Source organism: Streptomyces sp. bgisy100, assembly GCF_057709105.1.
Window position 1 is genome coordinate 18,933 of sequence record NZ_JBYITE010000052.1, and the last position, 14,719, is coordinate 33,651.

Consider the following 14,719-nt stretch of genomic DNA (forward strand, 5'->3'; position numbering starts at 1 on the left):
ATGCCTCCGTGATGTGGTCCCGAGCCGTCATGGGGTCCTGTGCCGTCATGGGGTCCTGAGCGCCTTCTGCAGGTTCCGCAGGTTCGCCTGCATGACCTCGAGGTAATTGTGGCCCTGGGACTGTGCGGTGATCCCCTCGAGCGGGTCGAGGACATCGGTCTTCAGCCGGGCGTCCCGGGCCAGGCTCTTCGCGGTCCGTTTGTTGGCGATCGCCTCGAAGAAGACCGTGTTGACCTTGTCCTTCCCGGCGATCCCGTGCAGCTCCCGGATCCGCGCCGGGCTGGGCTCGGACTCCGGGCTGAGGCCCGCTATGGCCTCCTGGTCCAGGCCGTAGCGCTCGGCCAGGTAGCCGAAGGCGGCGTGGGTGGTGATGAAGGTGTCGGTGGAACGCTTCTTCAGGCCGTTCCGGAACTCCTTGTCGAGCCCGTCGAGCTTGCCCACCAGCTGCTCGGTGTTCTTCCGGTAGTCCGCGGCGTGGTCCGGGTCGGCCTTCTCCAGGGCCTTGCCCACGCCCTCGGCGACCTGGGCGTACTTCACCGGGTCGAGCCATATGTGCGGGTCGGCCGCGTCCCCCTCGCCGCCGTGCGGCTCCTCGCCGTGGCCGTGCTCGTGACCGTGGCCGACGGAGGTGCCGTGGTGCTCCAGCCGGGTCAGGCCGGCGGCGTCGACGGTGTTCTTCACCTCGGCCTGGCCGACGGCCTCGTCGACCGCGGGCTGCAGGCCCTTGAGGTAGAGGATCATGCCGGCCTCGCCCAGCCGGGCGGTCTGCTGCGGGGTGAGTTCGAGGTCGTGCGGCTCGGTGCCGGGCTTCGTCAGGGCGGAGACGGAGACGTGCTTGCCGCCTATCTCCTTCGCCAGGTATTCCATGGGGTAGAAGGACGCCACCACGTCCAGCTTGCCGTTCTTCGTGCCGGTCGAGCCGCCGGCGGGGGAGCAGGCGGAGAGGGCTACCAGGCCGAGCGCGGTGGCGCCGGCGACGGCTGCGGCGGGTATGAGACGGCGTCCTACGTTCATGACACTCATTTTCAACAAAGGTGGAAACGATTGTCAACAAAGCGCATCGGGCGGAGCAAGGCCGAACCGATTTGATCCAGGGGGTACAGCCGCCGGTAATCTGAGGTATTCGCTGGGCCGCAGGGGCCGGCCTCCCGCACCCTCCGGGCGGGGCGGTCCCCATCCGCGCGCGGGTGTTCCGGCGGATCCCACCATGACCTTCGTCGTCGTAATGAAGAGAGCACCGTGGCCGCCGACAAGATCGACACCATCGTCAGCCTGAGCAAGCGCCGTGGCTTCGTCTACCCGTGCAGCGAGATCTACGGTGGCCAGCGCGCCGCCTGGGACTACGGACCGCTGGGCGTCGAGCTCAAGGAGAACATCAAGCGCCAGTGGTGGCGCTCCATGGTCACCTCGCGCGACGACGTGGTCGGTATCGACTCGTCGGTGATCCTGGCCCCGGAGGTCTGGGAGGCCTCCGGTCACGTCGCCACGTTCACCGACCCCCTCACCGAGTGCACCTCCTGCCACAAGCGGTTCCGCGCGGACCACCTGGAGGAGGCGTACGAGGCCAAGCACGGCCACCTGCCCGCCAACGGGCTCACGGACGTGAACTGCCCGCACTGCGGCAACAAGGGCGCCTTCACCGAGCCCAAGCAGTTCTCCGGCCTGCTCGCCACCCACCTCGGCCCGACCCAGGACTCCGGCTCCGTCGCCTACCTGCGTCCCGAGACCGCACAGGGCATCTTCACCAACTTCGCGGCCGTGCAGCAGACCTCGCGCAAGAAGCCGCCGTTCGGCATCGCGCAGATGGGCAAGTCATTCCGGAACGAGATCACTCCGGGCAACTTCATCTTCCGCACCCGCGAGTTCGAGCAGATGGAGATGGAGTTCTTCGTCAAGCCGGGCGAGGACGAGCAGTGGCACGAGTACTGGATGGAGCAGCGCTGGAACTGGTACCGGGACCTCGGTATCCGTGAGGAGAACATCCGCTGGTACGACCACCCGGCGGAGAAGCTCTCGCACTACTCCAAGCGCACCGCGGACATCGAGTACCGCTTCAACTTCGGTGGCACCGAGTTCTCCGAGCTGGAGGGCGTGGCCAACCGCACCGACTACGACCTGGGCGCGCACTCCAAGGCGTCCGGCCAGGACCTGTCGTACTTCGACCAGGAGGCCGGCGAGCGCTGGACCCCGTACGTCATCGAGCCGGCGGCCGGTGTGAACCGGGCGATGCTCGCCTTCATGCTCGACGCCTACAACGAGGACGAGGCGCCGAACGCCAAGGGCGTCATGGAGAAGCGCACCGTGATGCGCCTCGACCCGCGCCTGGCCCCGGTCAAGGTGGCCGTGCTGCCGCTGTCCCGCAACCCGCAGCTGTCGCCGAAGGCCAAGGGCCTCGCCACCGACCTGCGGAAGAACTGGAACATCGAGTTCGATGACGCGGGCGCCATCGGCCGCCGCTACCGCCGCCAGGACGAGATCGGCACGCCGTTCTGCGTCACCGTCGACTTCGACACCCTGGACGACAACGCGGTGACCGTGCGTGAGCGCGACACCATGAAGCAGGAGCGCGTGTCGCTGGACCAGATCCAGGCCTACCTGGGTGGTCGCCTGCTCGGCTGCTGAGCGGCGAACCCCTCGGCCCACGGCTGATCCCGGCGCCCCGGACCTCGCAGGTCCGGGGCGCCGGTGCGTTGCGTTGCGTTTCGGTGCGTTGCCGCGCGTGGCAGTGCATTGCTGGTGGGTTCAAGCCCTGGTTCAGCTCGCGTAGGCCGTCGGCGGTACACCGACCTTGGCGGTGAAGTCGCGGACCAGATGTGCCTGGTCGCTGTAGCCGAGTTCGGCCGCGAGGCCTGCCCAGTCCACGTCCGCCTCCAGCGCGGCGCGCTCCATGGCCTCGTGGATCCGGTAGCGCAGGATGACCCACTTGGGGCTGACCCCGACGTAGCCGGCGAACAGACGCTGGAGCGTCCGCACGGACAGCCCCTCGGCGCGGGCGAAGTCGGCGACCCGCAGGATCGTCCGGTCGGTACGGATGCGGTGGGCGAGCGCCATGGCTAGATCGGCCTGCGGGTCCGCCACCGGGCCGTGCGCCAGGAGGAAGGCGTCGAGGGCGGCGACCCGGGCGTCCTCCTCGGCCGGGCCGAGTACCGCCTCCGCGGTCCCGGCGGCGTCGTGGAAGACCTCGGCGAGCGGGAGCCGCCGCCCCGTCCACCGCGACACCGGCGGGCCGGGCGCGAACGGCCGGAAACCCCCGGGCCGGAACTGCACACCGCACACCCGGCCGATGCCTTCGAGCTTGTGCGTCGCGAGCTCCTGGCCGATGCCCGACAGCTCACCGAAGCCCTCACCGTCGCCGTACCGCTGGAAGACGACGTTGACGGACGGGTGCGGCACCACATGGGAGGCGTACGGCTCGGGCAGATCCCAGTCGATCAGCCAGTAGTGCTCCAGGTACGGACGCAGCGGCCCGGCGGGTTCGCGGCGGCGGAAGCGCACCCGCCGGAGGAGCTCCGGGGCGTCCACGATGCCCCGGGTGTCACGCCGTGGTCGTGCCATGACGGCGATCGTACGTCGCGTTTTTTCAAGCCGCCTCCGCTGGACCTCCTCTAGCGTCGGAGCCATGACGACCGGAATCAGTGAACTGCTCGAATCGGCATCCCGGGAAGCGGCGCCCGTGGTGCAGGGCCTGCGTGACGATCAGCTCGGAGCGCCCACCCCCTGTGCGGAGTACACCGTGGGCGATCTCTTCAATCACCTCCTTCATGTGGTCATCGGCTTCCAGGCGGTGGCCGCCCGGAAGGAGGCGGACTTCACCACCACCCCCGACTATCTGGAGGGGGACTGGCGCGGACGCTTCGGCGACGAGACCGCACGGCTCGTCGAGGCCTGGGCCGCACCGGGCGCCGACGAGGGCACCGCCGGATCCATGAACCTTCCCGCGCGGACGCTCGGCAGTATGGTGCTGCTCGACCTGACGGTGCACGCCTGGGACCTGGCACGCGCCACCGGGCAGTCCTTCACCCCCGACACCGCGAGCATCGGCGCGCTCGCCGCGCTGGTGGACGAAATGGCCCCGACGGCCCGGCAGATGAAGGTCTTCGGCGACCCCCTGCCGGTGCCCGACGGGGCTTCGGCCTTCGACGCGCTGCTGGCCGCGACGGGACGTGACACGGGCTGGCGCGCCCCGGCCTCGGCCTGAGCCGACCGGAGGCCGAGGCCCGTCGGGCACTGCAGCTCCTGAGGGCGACGGGCGCTGCAGCATCCGACACCCTCGGACACGCAGCATTCGATTCGGGTGCCGCGCAGGGTAGGGCTCAGATGCTCGGCGTAGTGCAAGGCACGGACCGGCTACTCGTGTGTTGTGCGGGTTGGTTCAACGCGTAGGCACCGTGCAGCACCTGGCTCAGCTGCGCAGCCCCCGCAGGACCAGGTCCCGTACGCCGGCGAACGCGGTTGTGATCTCCGGTGCGGACCACTCCATCGCATACGCCGGGTCGTGGAAGCGGCCCGTGGCGTCGAACACCGCGCGCGCCGTGACATCGAAGCCGGCCTCCGGCGCGGCGAACACCCCCTGATCGCAGCCGTCCTTGAGGATCTTCGCCAGTTGCCCCACCAGGTCGTCGATGTGCTGGTCGACGACTCCGCTGCTCTCGCCGATCAACACCATGTAGGTGGCGAAGAGCTCCGGGTCGTCGCCCGCCTTGTGGCGCTTGGCGTCGAACAGTGCGGACAGCCAGAGCTCGAGTCGGCTTGCGGCCGGCCCGGGCCCGGAGGCGATCGTGTCCAGTTCGGCCGAGGTCCGGTCGAGCCAGCGCGCCGTGACCGCTTCGCGGAGCGCGGCCTTGCTGGGGAAATGCCGGTAGACGCTGCCGTGACTGACGCCCAGTGCCCGCGCCACATCGACCACCGTGGCCTTGGCCGGGCCATACCGCCGGAGCACCTCCTCGGTGACTTCGAGGATGCGGGCGGGGGTCAGAGTCTCGGGCGGCATCGGGTCCTTGGGGCCTCTCGTTCGGGTACGGGGGCTATATCTTCTCGCTGTCCAGGTGCGCCATCTGGCCCGCGGGATAGCGTGCTCCCGCTGCCGCGCCTGCTGGGACAGCCGTCTCGATCGCCATGAGGTCGTCCGCGTCCAGCGTGACCTCCAGTGCGCCGAGAGCCTCGCCGAGCCGGTCGCGCCGTCGGGCGCCGATGAGCGGAACGATGTCCTCTCCGCGGGCCAGGACCCAGGCGATGGCGATCTGGGCGACGGTAGCACTCTTCGCATCGGCGACCTTGCGGAGAGCTTCCACCAGATCGAGGTTGTGGTCCAGGTTGTCCCCGGTGAAGCGGGGGCTCATGCCGCGGAAGTCACGGGAGTCGAGCCGGCGGTCGCGACTCCAGTGCCCGCTGATCAGGCCTCGGGAGAGCACGCCGTACGCGGTGATGCCGATGCCCAGCTCCCGGCAGGTGGGCAGGATGTCCGCCTCGATGCCCCGGGAGAGCAGGGAGTACTCGATCTGGAGGTCCGAGACCGGGGCCACGGCGGCCGCCCGGCGCAGGGTGTCGGAGCCGACTTCGGACAGACCGATGTGCCGCACTTGCCCGGCCTCGACCGCTTCGGCGATCGCCCCGATCGTCTCCTCGATCGGTACGGCCGGGTCCACCCGGGCGATCCGGTAGATGTCGACGTGGTCGGTGCCGAGGCGCTGGAGCGAGTAGGCCAGGAAGTTCTTCACCGCGGCCGGCCGTCCGTCGTATCCGGACCAGCCGCCCCGGGCATCCCGCAAGGCTCCGAACTTCACGCTGAGGACGGCCCGGTCGCGGCCCTGGCTGCTGCTCCGTAGTGCGTCGCGGATCAGCAGCTCGTTGTGACCCATGCCGTAGAAGTCGCCGGTGTCGAGCAGCGTCAGTCCCGCGTCGAGAGCGGCATGGATGGTGGCGATCGACTCCTTCTCGTCCGTCTCGCCGTAGAGCGCGGACATCCCCATGCAGCCCAGGCCGAGCGCCGGGACCCGGGGGCCGGTGGAGCCGAGAGTGCGGAGGGGGACTTGCTGCAACGTCATGGGAACTCCGTGGAGGTCGGCGGCCCGCGGGCCGGAGAGTGCTGGGCAATGCCCTTCTGCTCATCGACCATGACATGCGCGATGACAGATTTCAATAGTTGTCACTCGTTCGTGGGGATCGGCGGCGGAGTGGGTGCCGACGGCGGCCGAGTGAGGCACGGTGAACGTCGGAACGCAGGACGATGCGATGCGCCGGGACGGACAGGGGGACGCGATGCGCAGGGACAGCGAGATGAGGTGCTGCGGACGAATGGGGGCGCGGGGCGGTGTGGGGTGCCTCCGGCGGCCGGCACCGACCACACCCCACTCCGGCCGCCGGACCCATCCCGTTCTCCAGTGGGCCCCGGTCCTCCTCGCTCTCTTCCGGCTCCGGTCCCCACTCCTGGCTTCCGCATCGCTCCGGTGCGGTCTCGCGCTGCTCCGGCTGTGGCCTCCGTGCCGGCTTACGGGCCTCCGCCCCGCCGAGCGCTCGGTCACGTTCGGCGCATCGGTCCTCCGTAAGTTGTCAGGCGGCCCGGGAGCATCGCCGTGCCCCGCGCCCGGCCCTGCGCCCGCCCGTCGGGCCCGCCCGTCAGGTCACCGTGCGCGGCAACCGCAGGCTCAGCAGCACCGTCAGTGCCACCAGCCCCAGTTGCGCGACGAGCGTGCCGGCCAGCGCGTCGCGCATCCCCACCGCTTCGTCCAGCACCAGGAACAGGCTGCCGAGGGTGGCCACGCCCAGCGCCAGGCTCGACTGCTGGGTGGTCACCATGACACCGCTGCCGACCCCGGCTCGGTCACCCGGCACGTCCGCCAGCACGATGCGGTACAGCACCGGCAGTTGGAAGCCCTGGCCGAACCCCGCCAGTGCCGTGCCCGGCAGCAGGTCCCCGAAGTCCAGCTCCGGCCAGTTCCGCAGTGTGGCCATGACGATCAGTGCCAGCCCCGCGGCCTGGAGCAGACCGCCGGCGGTCACCACTCGGCTGCCGTACCGGCCGACCAGCCGCGGGCCCAGCAGCGAGGCGACGAAGAAGGCCAGCGCCATCGGTACCAGCGCCAGACCGGCCGCCACCGGCCCGAGGTGCAGTCCCTGCTGGAGTGCCACCGCCACGACGAACATGAAGCCGCCGAAGCCGATGGAGAACGGCAGCACCATCGGCAGCCCGCGCCGCAGCCCCGGCAACGTCAGCAGACTCGGTGGCACCAGCGGCGTACGGCCCTGCCGGTCGGCCCGTCGCTCCACCGCCCAGAACGCGCCGACCGTGAAGGGAACCGCCGCCAGCAGGACCCAGGTCCACAGCGGCCAGCCGGCGGCCCGTCCCTCGGTGAGCGGCACCAACAGTGCGGTCAGCGAGATGCCCAGCAGGACGGTGCCCGGCAGGTCGACCGGAGCGGGCCGTTCGGAGCGGGTCTCCGGGACGGTGCGGGCCGCGAGCGCCAGACCGAGCAGCGCCACCGGCACATTGACCAGGAAGACCGAACGCCAGCCGGTCCCCGCCGGATCGGCCGCCACCAGAACGCCGCCGAGGACCTGCCCGGCGACCATCGACAGCCCCGCCGTCGCGCCGTACAGGCTCAGCGCGCGCCCCCGGCGGGCGCCGGAGGTCGTCGCCTGGATGGTGGCCAGCACTTGGGGGAGCATCAGGGCCGCGGCTGCGCCCTGCGCCACCCGGGCGGCCACCAGCGACCAGGCGTCCGGCGCGACGCCGCACGCCAGCGAGGTCAGGCCGAAGGCTGCCATCCCGATGAGGAAGAGCCTGCGGCGACCGAACATGTCCCCCAGTCGGCCGCCCAGCACCAGGAGGACGGCGTAGGAGACGCCGTACCCCGCCACCACCAGTTCCAGCAGTGCGGGGCCGGCGGAGAGCTCCCGGTCGATGGACGGCAGGGCGACGTTGACGATGAAGAAGTCGATCAGGGGAAGGGAGGCGCCCAGCAGCACGGTGAACAGGCCGAGTCGGCCGAGTGCGGGCGGCGCGGCGGCAGCCACAGCGGTGTGGGTGGAGGTCGGGGTGCCTAGTCGGATATCGCTCACGGTTCCGAGGATCGATCAGCACTGAGCCGGGTACCAGAGTCTCTTTATCCTGGTATCGGGACTACCTGGAAACGGGCTGAACGGTGCGGCACCCTGACGTTATGACCACTCCAGCGCAGGCGACGACCTCGCAGTCCGGGACGGCTTCGCAGTCCTGGTCGACCTCGCAGTCCGGGACGGCTTCGCAGTCCTGGTCGACCTCGCAGTCCGGGACGACTTCGCAGTCCCGGTCGACCTCGCAGTTCAGGTCGACCCCGCAGTTCAGGTCGACCCCGCAGTCCCGGACGGCGGCGCAGGCCCCGGCCGGCCGGGTTCCGTCAACGGAGGCTGCCACCCCCACAAACCCCACCACCCGGGCCACCGCCCCGGAGCGCCCCCAAGGGGAAGCGGCGCAGCGGGCCGCGCTTGCCGACTTTCTGCGCAGCCGTCGGGAACGGATCGCCCCCGAGCAGGTGGGACTGCCCCGGGGGCGGCGTCGCCGTACGCCCGGTCTGCGCCGTGAGGAGGTCGCGCAGCTCTCCGCGGTGGGGGTCACCTGGTACACGTGGCTGGAGCAGGCGCGCCCCATTCATGTCTCCGCGCAGGTCCTCGACGCCGTCGCCCGCGCCCTGTTGCTCGACCCGAGTGAGCGCAGCCACCTCTTCGCGCTCGCCGCGGTGTCCGACCCGGCGCCCGGGCGCACGTGTCCCAGCGTCTCCCCGTCCCTGCGTCTGATGCTGGAGCAGTTGGAGCCGTACCCGGCCTGTGTCCAGAACAGCCGGTACGACGTCCTCGCCTACAACCGTGGCTTCGCGCGGATGATCGTCAACCTCGACGCGCTGCCGTACGAGGACCGCAACTGCATGTGGCTGGGCTTCACCAACGCCGACTGGCAGGCCGCCCTGGTCGATCTCGAGGAGTCGCAACGGGCGATGGTGGCCAAGTTCCGGGCGGCGATGGCCGGACACCTCGCCGAGCCCGCCTGGACCACGCTGCTCCACCGGCTCCAGCGGGTCTCGCCCGCGTTCCGGACGTTCTGGGAGGAGCACGAGGTGCTGAACGCGACGGACCAGTTGAAGCGCATCCGGAATCCCCGGGTCGGCATGCTGCGCCTCCACCACACCAGCCTCTGGCTGGGTCCCCGGCAGGGACCGCGGATCGTCACCTACGTCCCTGCGGACGACGAGTCGCGCGAGCGGCTGGAGCGGCTTCACGCCCTCGAGCTCGCGGACGCCTGATCCACCGTGCCCCGTTCGAGCAGGGCGGCGGTCCGCTGGGCCGAACGGGCCGCCCAGCCACCGGTGGTGGCCAGTCCCACGGCCAGCACCGCCCCACCGCACCCGGCAATGATCCACCAGGCCGGGCCGCTCGCCGCGACGAATGCCCCGGCGTCGGCCGTGGCGCGTACCCCGGTCGCCAGCACCGCGCCGATCACCGCCACCCCGAGCGACTGACCGACCTGCCGGCTGGTGGAGGCGACGGCCGCGGCCACGCCTGCCTGGGAGCGCGGCATGCCGGAGACCGCGGTGTTGGTGATCGGCGCGTTCACCAGGCCGAATCCCACGCCGAACAGCACGTAGCCGGTGAGCAGCAGCCCGTCCGAGCGCTGCGCGTCGAACACCGCGAACAGCAGACCGCTCGCGGCCATCGACACCCCGGCGAGCAACAGCGGCAGCCGGGGGCCCCGGACGGCCACCAGCCGTCCGGACAGCGGGGCGCAGACGAACGTCGTCGCTGCCATCGGCAGCATCCACACCCCGGCCTGCAGCGCCGACAGCCCCTTGATCTCCTGCAGATAGAGCGTGCTGAGGAACAGGAAGCCGCCCAGCGCCGCGAACGCGCTCACCGCTATCACCGTGGCCCCGCTGAACGGCGCGCTGTGGAAGAACCGCGGGTCGATCAGTGGCTCCTCGCGGCGCTGCTCGTAGCGCACCAGCGTCACGGCGGCGAGGAGCGCGACGGCGGCGCAGGTCAGGATCAGCGGCGAGGTCCAGCCGGCCGCCGGGCCCTCGATGATCGCGTAGGTGAGGGATCCCAGCAGGGCGATGACGAGCAACTGACCGACGGCGTCCACCCGCCGGGGCCGCGCCGCCCGCGACTCGGGGACGTACCGGGCGGTGAGCACCAGGGCCGCCAGCCCCACCGGGAGGTTGAGCCAGAAGATGGACCGCCAGCCCACGCCGTCCACCAGCACCCCGCCCACCAGTGGTCCGGCGGCCATGCTGATGCCGACGACCCCGCCCCAGACGCCGATCGCGCGGGCCCGCTCCCGGGGGTCGGTGAAGGTGTTGGTGATGATCGACATGGCCACCGGGTTGAGCATCGAGCCCCCGACGGCCTGCACCATCCGGAAGGCCACCAGCCAGCCCAGGCCGGGAGCCACGCTGCACAGCACCGAGCCGACGGTGAACAGCACCAGACCCGCCTGGAACACCCGCCGCCGACCGATCCGGTCCGCCGTCGAGCCGGCCAGCATCAGTAGCGACGCCAGCACCAGCGTGTACGCGTCGATGGTCCACTGCAGGCCCGGGACGGAGGCGTCCAGGTCGCGGCGCATGGCGGGCAGGGCGACGTTCAGAACGGTGTTGTCGAGGCTGACGATCAGCAGGCTCATACAGCAGATACCGAGCACGAGTAGCCGCCGCCGGTGGCTGAGTCCGGACACGGTTGAACCGTACAACCATCGGTCGGGCGGCCACGACGAACCGCACCGTCCGGACCGTCCCCGGGATGCGGGACAATGGGAGGCCGTCCCGCCGGACAGCCGGTCGCCGAGACCGCACCGCGGGGACGCCGACCCGCCCGTCACGCCTGAAGGACGCTCTCCCGATGACCCAGCTGCAGATCGGCCCGCACACGGTGCAGCCGCCGGTGGTCCTGGCCCCCATGGCCGGCATCACCAACGCGCCGTTCCGCACCCTGTGCCGCGAGTTCAGCGGCGGCAAGGGGCTGTTCGTCAGCGAGATGATCACCACGCGGGCGCTGGTCGAGCGGGACGCCAAGACGATGCGGCTGGTCCACTTCGACGGGACCGAGAAGCCCCGCTCCATCCAGCTCTACGGAGTGGACCCGGTCACGGTCGGCAAGGCCGCCCGCATGATCGCGGACGAGGACCTGGCCGACCACATCGACCTCAACTTCGGCTGCCCGGTGCCCAAGGTGACCCGGAAGGGCGGCGGCTCCGCCCTGCCCTTCAAGCGGAACCTGCTGCGTTCCATCCTCCGGGAGGCCGTGGCGGGCGCGGGCTCCCTGCCGGTCACCATGAAGATGCGCAAGGGCATCGACGACGATCACATCACCTACCTCGACGCGGGGCGCATCGCCGTCGAGGAGGGCGTCACCGCGATCGCCCTGCACGGGCGCACCGCGGCGCAGCACTACGGCGGCACCGCCGACTGGGACGCGATCGCCCGGCTCAAGGAGGCCGTGCCGGAGATCCCGGTGCTCGGCAACGGGGACATCTGGTCGGCCGACGACGCGGTGCGGATGATGCGGCAGACCGGCTGCGACGGCGTCGTGGTGGGCCGGGGCTGCCTCGGGCGTCCCTGGATCTTCGGAGACCTGGTCGCGGCCTTCGAGAACCCGGACGGGCGTGAGCCGGGCGGGGCCGGTACCGGCGCCGGACCGGCAGCCCCGACGCTCAAGGAGGTGGCGGTCGTCATGCGGCGGCACGCCCAGCTCCTGGGGGAGTGGCTGGAGGACGAGGCACGGGGTGTCATCGACTTCCGCAAGCACGTCGCCTGGTACACCAAGGGCTTCTCCATCGGCTCGGAGATGCGCAAGAAGCTCGCGATCACCTCGTCGCTCGACGAGCTGGACGCTCTGCTGAACGAGCTGGACCTGGACCAGCCCTGGCCGCAGGGCGCGGACGGCCCGCGCGGACGGACCTCCGGCAGGAACCGGGTGGTCCTGCCGGACGGCTGGCTCGACGACCCCTACGACTGCGCCGGGATCGGGGCCGACGCGGAGCTCGACACCTCCGGCGGCTGATCCCGGGGACGGCAGGGGACGCTGGGCAACGGCCGGGGACGACGGCAGAAGGGCCGGTCCGGCCCGGTCGCCGTGCCCGCTCCCGGACGGCCCGGGTGCCTCAGGCCCGGGCGCGCCGCGATCCGGGCCGGCCGCGCGCTCACCCCAGCCCCGCGGTGCCACCCCAGCCCAGCAGCGACCGCCCCACCCCCGCAGCGATCACCCCGGCCCTACGCCTCAGCCCTACCCCAGCCCCAGCCCCAGGCCCGGCGTCAGCCCCAGTCCCGGCCCCCGGCCCACCAAGCCCCAGCCCCAGCCCCAGCCCCAGCCCCAGGCCAGCCCCAGGCCCCGCTCCCAGGCCTCCGCCCGATCACCCCAACCCCGGACTCAGCGCGCTCAGCAGGGCCAGCGGGGTGGCGGCCGCCCACGCCCGGGGTGAGCCCGAGTGCGGGCACGGCACCGGTACCGGATGCTCGTCCCGGCCGTAGCCGGCCATGATCTCCGGCAGCCGCCAGCCGTGCACCGCGGCCGCCTCGACCAGACCGCGGGTCACGGCCAGGGCCTGTTCGGTCAGCCCGTAGCGGGCCAGCCCGAGCACGCTCAGTGCGTTGTCGTGCGGCCGGATCGCGCCCCGGTGCCAGGAGAGCGGGTGGTACGGCCGCTGGCCCGCAGCCAGGGTCCGGATGCCCCAGCCGGAGAAGAAGTCCGGGCCCAGCAGCCGGCGGCCGACCGCCTCGCCGTGCGCCGGGTCCAGAATCCCCGACCACAGCAGATGGCCCGCGTCCGAGGTCAGGACCTCGACACGGCGGCCCGCCCCGTCCAGGGCCGCTGCCGGGAAGTCCGCCTCCGGCATCCAGAACTCCTCGTGGAAGCGGCCGCGCAGTCGGCCGGCGGCCTCCTCCAGCCGGTCCGCGAAGGCCACGTCGTCCCAGGTCTTGCGGGCCAGGCCGGCGGTGCGGAGCAGCGCGTCGTACGCGTAGCCCTGGGCGGCGGCCACCGTGACCGGCCCCGCCGCGGGGGTGCCGTCGTCGTGGCAGAAGGCCCCGGGGGAGTCGCGCCAGCTCTGGTGGGAGTCGCCGCCCCGGTGGCTTTCGTCCCCTGAGCAGACCAGCCAGCCGTGCTCGGTCAGCCCGCCGTCCCGGAACATCCACTCCACGGCGGCCCGTGCCTGGGGCGCCAGCCGCCGTGCGAGGCCGTCGTCCGCCGTCCGCTCGGTGCACGCGTGCAGCAGGGTCAGGAAGAGCGGGGTGGCGTCGACGGCGCCGTAGTAGCGCCCGTACGGGACCTGTCCGAAGTGCGCCAGTTCGCCGTGCCGGATCTCGTGCGGGATCCGGCCCGGCTGCTCTTGCCGGCCGGTGCCGCCGGGCGCCGGGGGCTCGTCGTACCCCGTCCCCTGGGCCGCGGCGAGCGCCGTCAGGGTCGCGGCGGCCGGCTCGGGCCGGTACGGCAGGGCGAACAGCGAGGTGAGCAGGGAGTCGCGCCCGGAGAGGGCGAGGAACCAGGGGATGCCGGCCGCGGGCACCCGCAGCGGCTCCCCGCCCGGGCCGTTCGCCGGGATGCGCAGCCCGGCGAGGTCGGCCAGCCCCTGCTCACATGTGCGGGCCAGTTCGGGCCAGCCGATGAGATCCCGGGGCCGGGGGTGTTGTCCGGTGAAGGCGGCGTTCTCCCGGGCGGGCCCGGCCAGTGCCACGGCCGGAGGCTCGATGGGCGGCGGCTCCTCCCCGGTGCCCGAGGGCACCGCCCAGGCCTGGAGGGTGATCTGTCCGCTGCCGTGCGGGGGCAGCTCGACGCGCCACTCCAGCGTGTGGGCGGTGCCGCCCGCGGTGCGCGCCACCGTGTCCGGGGCGGGGATCGCGCGGATCACCGTGCGGGAGTGCCAGGCCGGGCGCCCGGCGGGCGCCGTCCGCTCGTAGCCGAAGGTGACGCCGTCCGGCGAGGCGTCGGCGGAGCGTACGGCGTCCGCCTTGTCGTAGCGGTGCCGGTCGCTGCGGAGCTCGAACTGGTCGGCGAAGTCGGCGTCCACGGTCAGGGTGATCCGGGCGGTCACCGGCTCGGGCCGGTTGCTGGTCAGCCGGATGCGCTCGGCCAGGGAGCGGTCGGCGACCGCCTGCTCCCGCCGGACCGTGCAGGCCGCCGGCTCGGCCGGCGCGGCGGGCGGGGTGAGGACCGCGGCCAGTGGGCGGTCGGGGCCCGCTTGCGCGGCGGCGACGAGCACCTCGGGCGGTGCGCCGTCCACGGTCAGCTGCCACCGGCTCAGATGACGGGCGTCCCGGGAGAACAGCCCGTCGGGAGAGGCGCCGCGGGCGCCCGTGATGTCGCCGGAGTCGGTCACCACGGCGAAGGTGCCGTCGTGGACCAGGAGATGGTGCCCTGTCATGCGGCCGGCCCTGCCCTTCGTCGCGCTCCGTCCGGAGCTGGTCACTCCGAGTCTCGGTATCACAGAAACGGCCGACGCAACGGGTCGCCACACGGGTGCTCATCTGAGCCGACACTGCTCCGAATGTGTCCACAGGATGAGATCCGGCCTTCGCTGAGCGCGTGATCCTCGCCACCCCTGATAGGGGCCCCGCTCAGATGAGCATTCGTGGGCGGGGTGCGCCTTTTCAATGGGTGGCACTGGGTGCCACCCATTGAAGCTTCGAGAACTGGACGACTTTCTCGCGTTGAGTGATTAGATCTTGTGTTTCAGTGGCACTCAGTAGTCTTGAGTTCA

General features: G+C 71.7%; 12 protein-coding genes. 4 read left to right on the forward strand and 8 right to left on the reverse strand.

Going from position 1 to position 14,719, the window contains the following annotated elements:
• Window positions 1–45: 45 nt before the first annotated feature.
• Window positions 46–1,014 (reverse strand): metal ABC transporter substrate-binding protein, encoded by a 969-nt coding sequence (locus AC3EQ1_RS26535; protein WP_432096857.1) that lies wholly within the window; start codon window positions 1,012–1,014, stop codon window positions 46–48.
• Window positions 1,015–1,239: 225 nt separating this feature from the next.
• Between AC3EQ1_RS26535 and AC3EQ1_RS26540 the strand changes: the two genes are divergently transcribed.
• Window positions 1,240–2,622 (forward strand): glycine--tRNA ligase, encoded by a 1,383-nt coding sequence (locus AC3EQ1_RS26540; protein WP_388845780.1) that lies wholly within the window; start codon window positions 1,240–1,242, stop codon window positions 2,620–2,622.
• A gap of 132 nt (window positions 2,623–2,754) precedes the next feature.
• Here AC3EQ1_RS26540 and AC3EQ1_RS26545 read toward each other — a convergent pair whose 3' ends face one another.
• On the reverse strand, window positions 2,755–3,555 hold the full coding sequence (locus tag AC3EQ1_RS26545; protein ID WP_432096858.1) for a DUF6597 domain-containing transcriptional factor: 801 nt from the start codon (window positions 3,553–3,555) through the stop codon (window positions 2,755–2,757).
• 64 nt (window positions 3,556–3,619) lie between these two features.
• Between AC3EQ1_RS26545 and AC3EQ1_RS26550 the strand changes: the two genes are divergently transcribed.
• Window positions 3,620–4,198: a TIGR03086 family metal-binding protein gene (locus tag AC3EQ1_RS26550; RefSeq protein ID WP_432096859.1), complete on the forward strand. Its 579-nt coding sequence runs from the start codon at window positions 3,620–3,622 to the stop codon at window positions 4,196–4,198.
• 204 nt (window positions 4,199–4,402) lie between these two features.
• On the opposite strand, the gene AC3EQ1_RS26555 is transcribed toward AC3EQ1_RS26550, so the two are convergent.
• The 4 genes from AC3EQ1_RS26555 to AC3EQ1_RS26570 all read right to left on the reverse strand — a co-directional run bounded on the left by AC3EQ1_RS26555 (window position 4,403) and on the right by AC3EQ1_RS26570 (window position 8,392).
• The gene (locus tag AC3EQ1_RS26555) at window positions 4,403–4,990 is read right to left on the reverse strand and encodes a TetR/AcrR family transcriptional regulator (protein ID WP_351506235.1); all 588 of its coding nucleotides are present in this window, start codon (window positions 4,988–4,990) and stop codon (window positions 4,403–4,405) included.
• Window positions 4,991–5,024: 34 nt separating this feature from the next.
• Complete coding sequence (locus AC3EQ1_RS26560) at window positions 5,025–6,044, reverse strand: aldo/keto reductase (RefSeq protein WP_432096860.1); 1,020 nt, start codon at window positions 6,042–6,044, stop codon at window positions 5,025–5,027.
• 571 nt (window positions 6,045–6,615) lie between these two features.
• Entirely contained in the window at window positions 6,616–8,049 is a 1,434-nt protein-coding gene (locus tag AC3EQ1_RS26565; RefSeq protein WP_432096876.1) for an MFS transporter, read from the reverse strand.
• A gap of 70 nt (window positions 8,050–8,119) precedes the next feature.
• Complete coding sequence (locus AC3EQ1_RS26570) at window positions 8,120–8,392, reverse strand: hypothetical protein (RefSeq protein WP_432096861.1); 273 nt, start codon at window positions 8,390–8,392, stop codon at window positions 8,120–8,122.
• A gap of 118 nt (window positions 8,393–8,510) precedes the next feature.
• Between AC3EQ1_RS26570 and AC3EQ1_RS26575 the strand changes: the two genes are divergently transcribed.
• Window positions 8,511–9,275: a helix-turn-helix transcriptional regulator gene (locus tag AC3EQ1_RS26575; RefSeq protein ID WP_432096862.1), complete on the forward strand. Its 765-nt coding sequence runs from the start codon at window positions 8,511–8,513 to the stop codon at window positions 9,273–9,275.
• Here the strand turns inward: AC3EQ1_RS26575 and AC3EQ1_RS26580 are convergent.
• The gene (locus tag AC3EQ1_RS26580; protein ID WP_432096863.1) at window positions 9,248–10,702 is read right to left on the reverse strand and encodes an MFS transporter; all 1,455 of its coding nucleotides are present in this window, start codon (window positions 10,700–10,702) and stop codon (window positions 9,248–9,250) included. The genes AC3EQ1_RS26575 and AC3EQ1_RS26580 overlap by 28 nt on opposite strands.
• Window positions 10,703–10,866: 164 nt before the next feature.
• Here AC3EQ1_RS26580 and dusB point away from each other — a divergent pair, with 164 nt between their 5' ends.
• Complete coding sequence (gene dusB / locus AC3EQ1_RS26585) at window positions 10,867–12,027, forward strand: tRNA dihydrouridine synthase DusB (RefSeq protein ID WP_432096864.1); 1,161 nt, start codon at window positions 10,867–10,869, stop codon at window positions 12,025–12,027.
• A gap of 349 nt (window positions 12,028–12,376) precedes the next feature.
• Here dusB and AC3EQ1_RS26590 read toward each other — a convergent pair whose 3' ends face one another.
• Complete coding sequence (locus AC3EQ1_RS26590; RefSeq protein WP_432096865.1) at window positions 12,377–14,383, reverse strand: amylo-alpha-1,6-glucosidase; 2,007 nt, start codon at window positions 14,381–14,383, stop codon at window positions 12,377–12,379.
• Window positions 14,384–14,719: the final 336 nt, after the last annotated feature.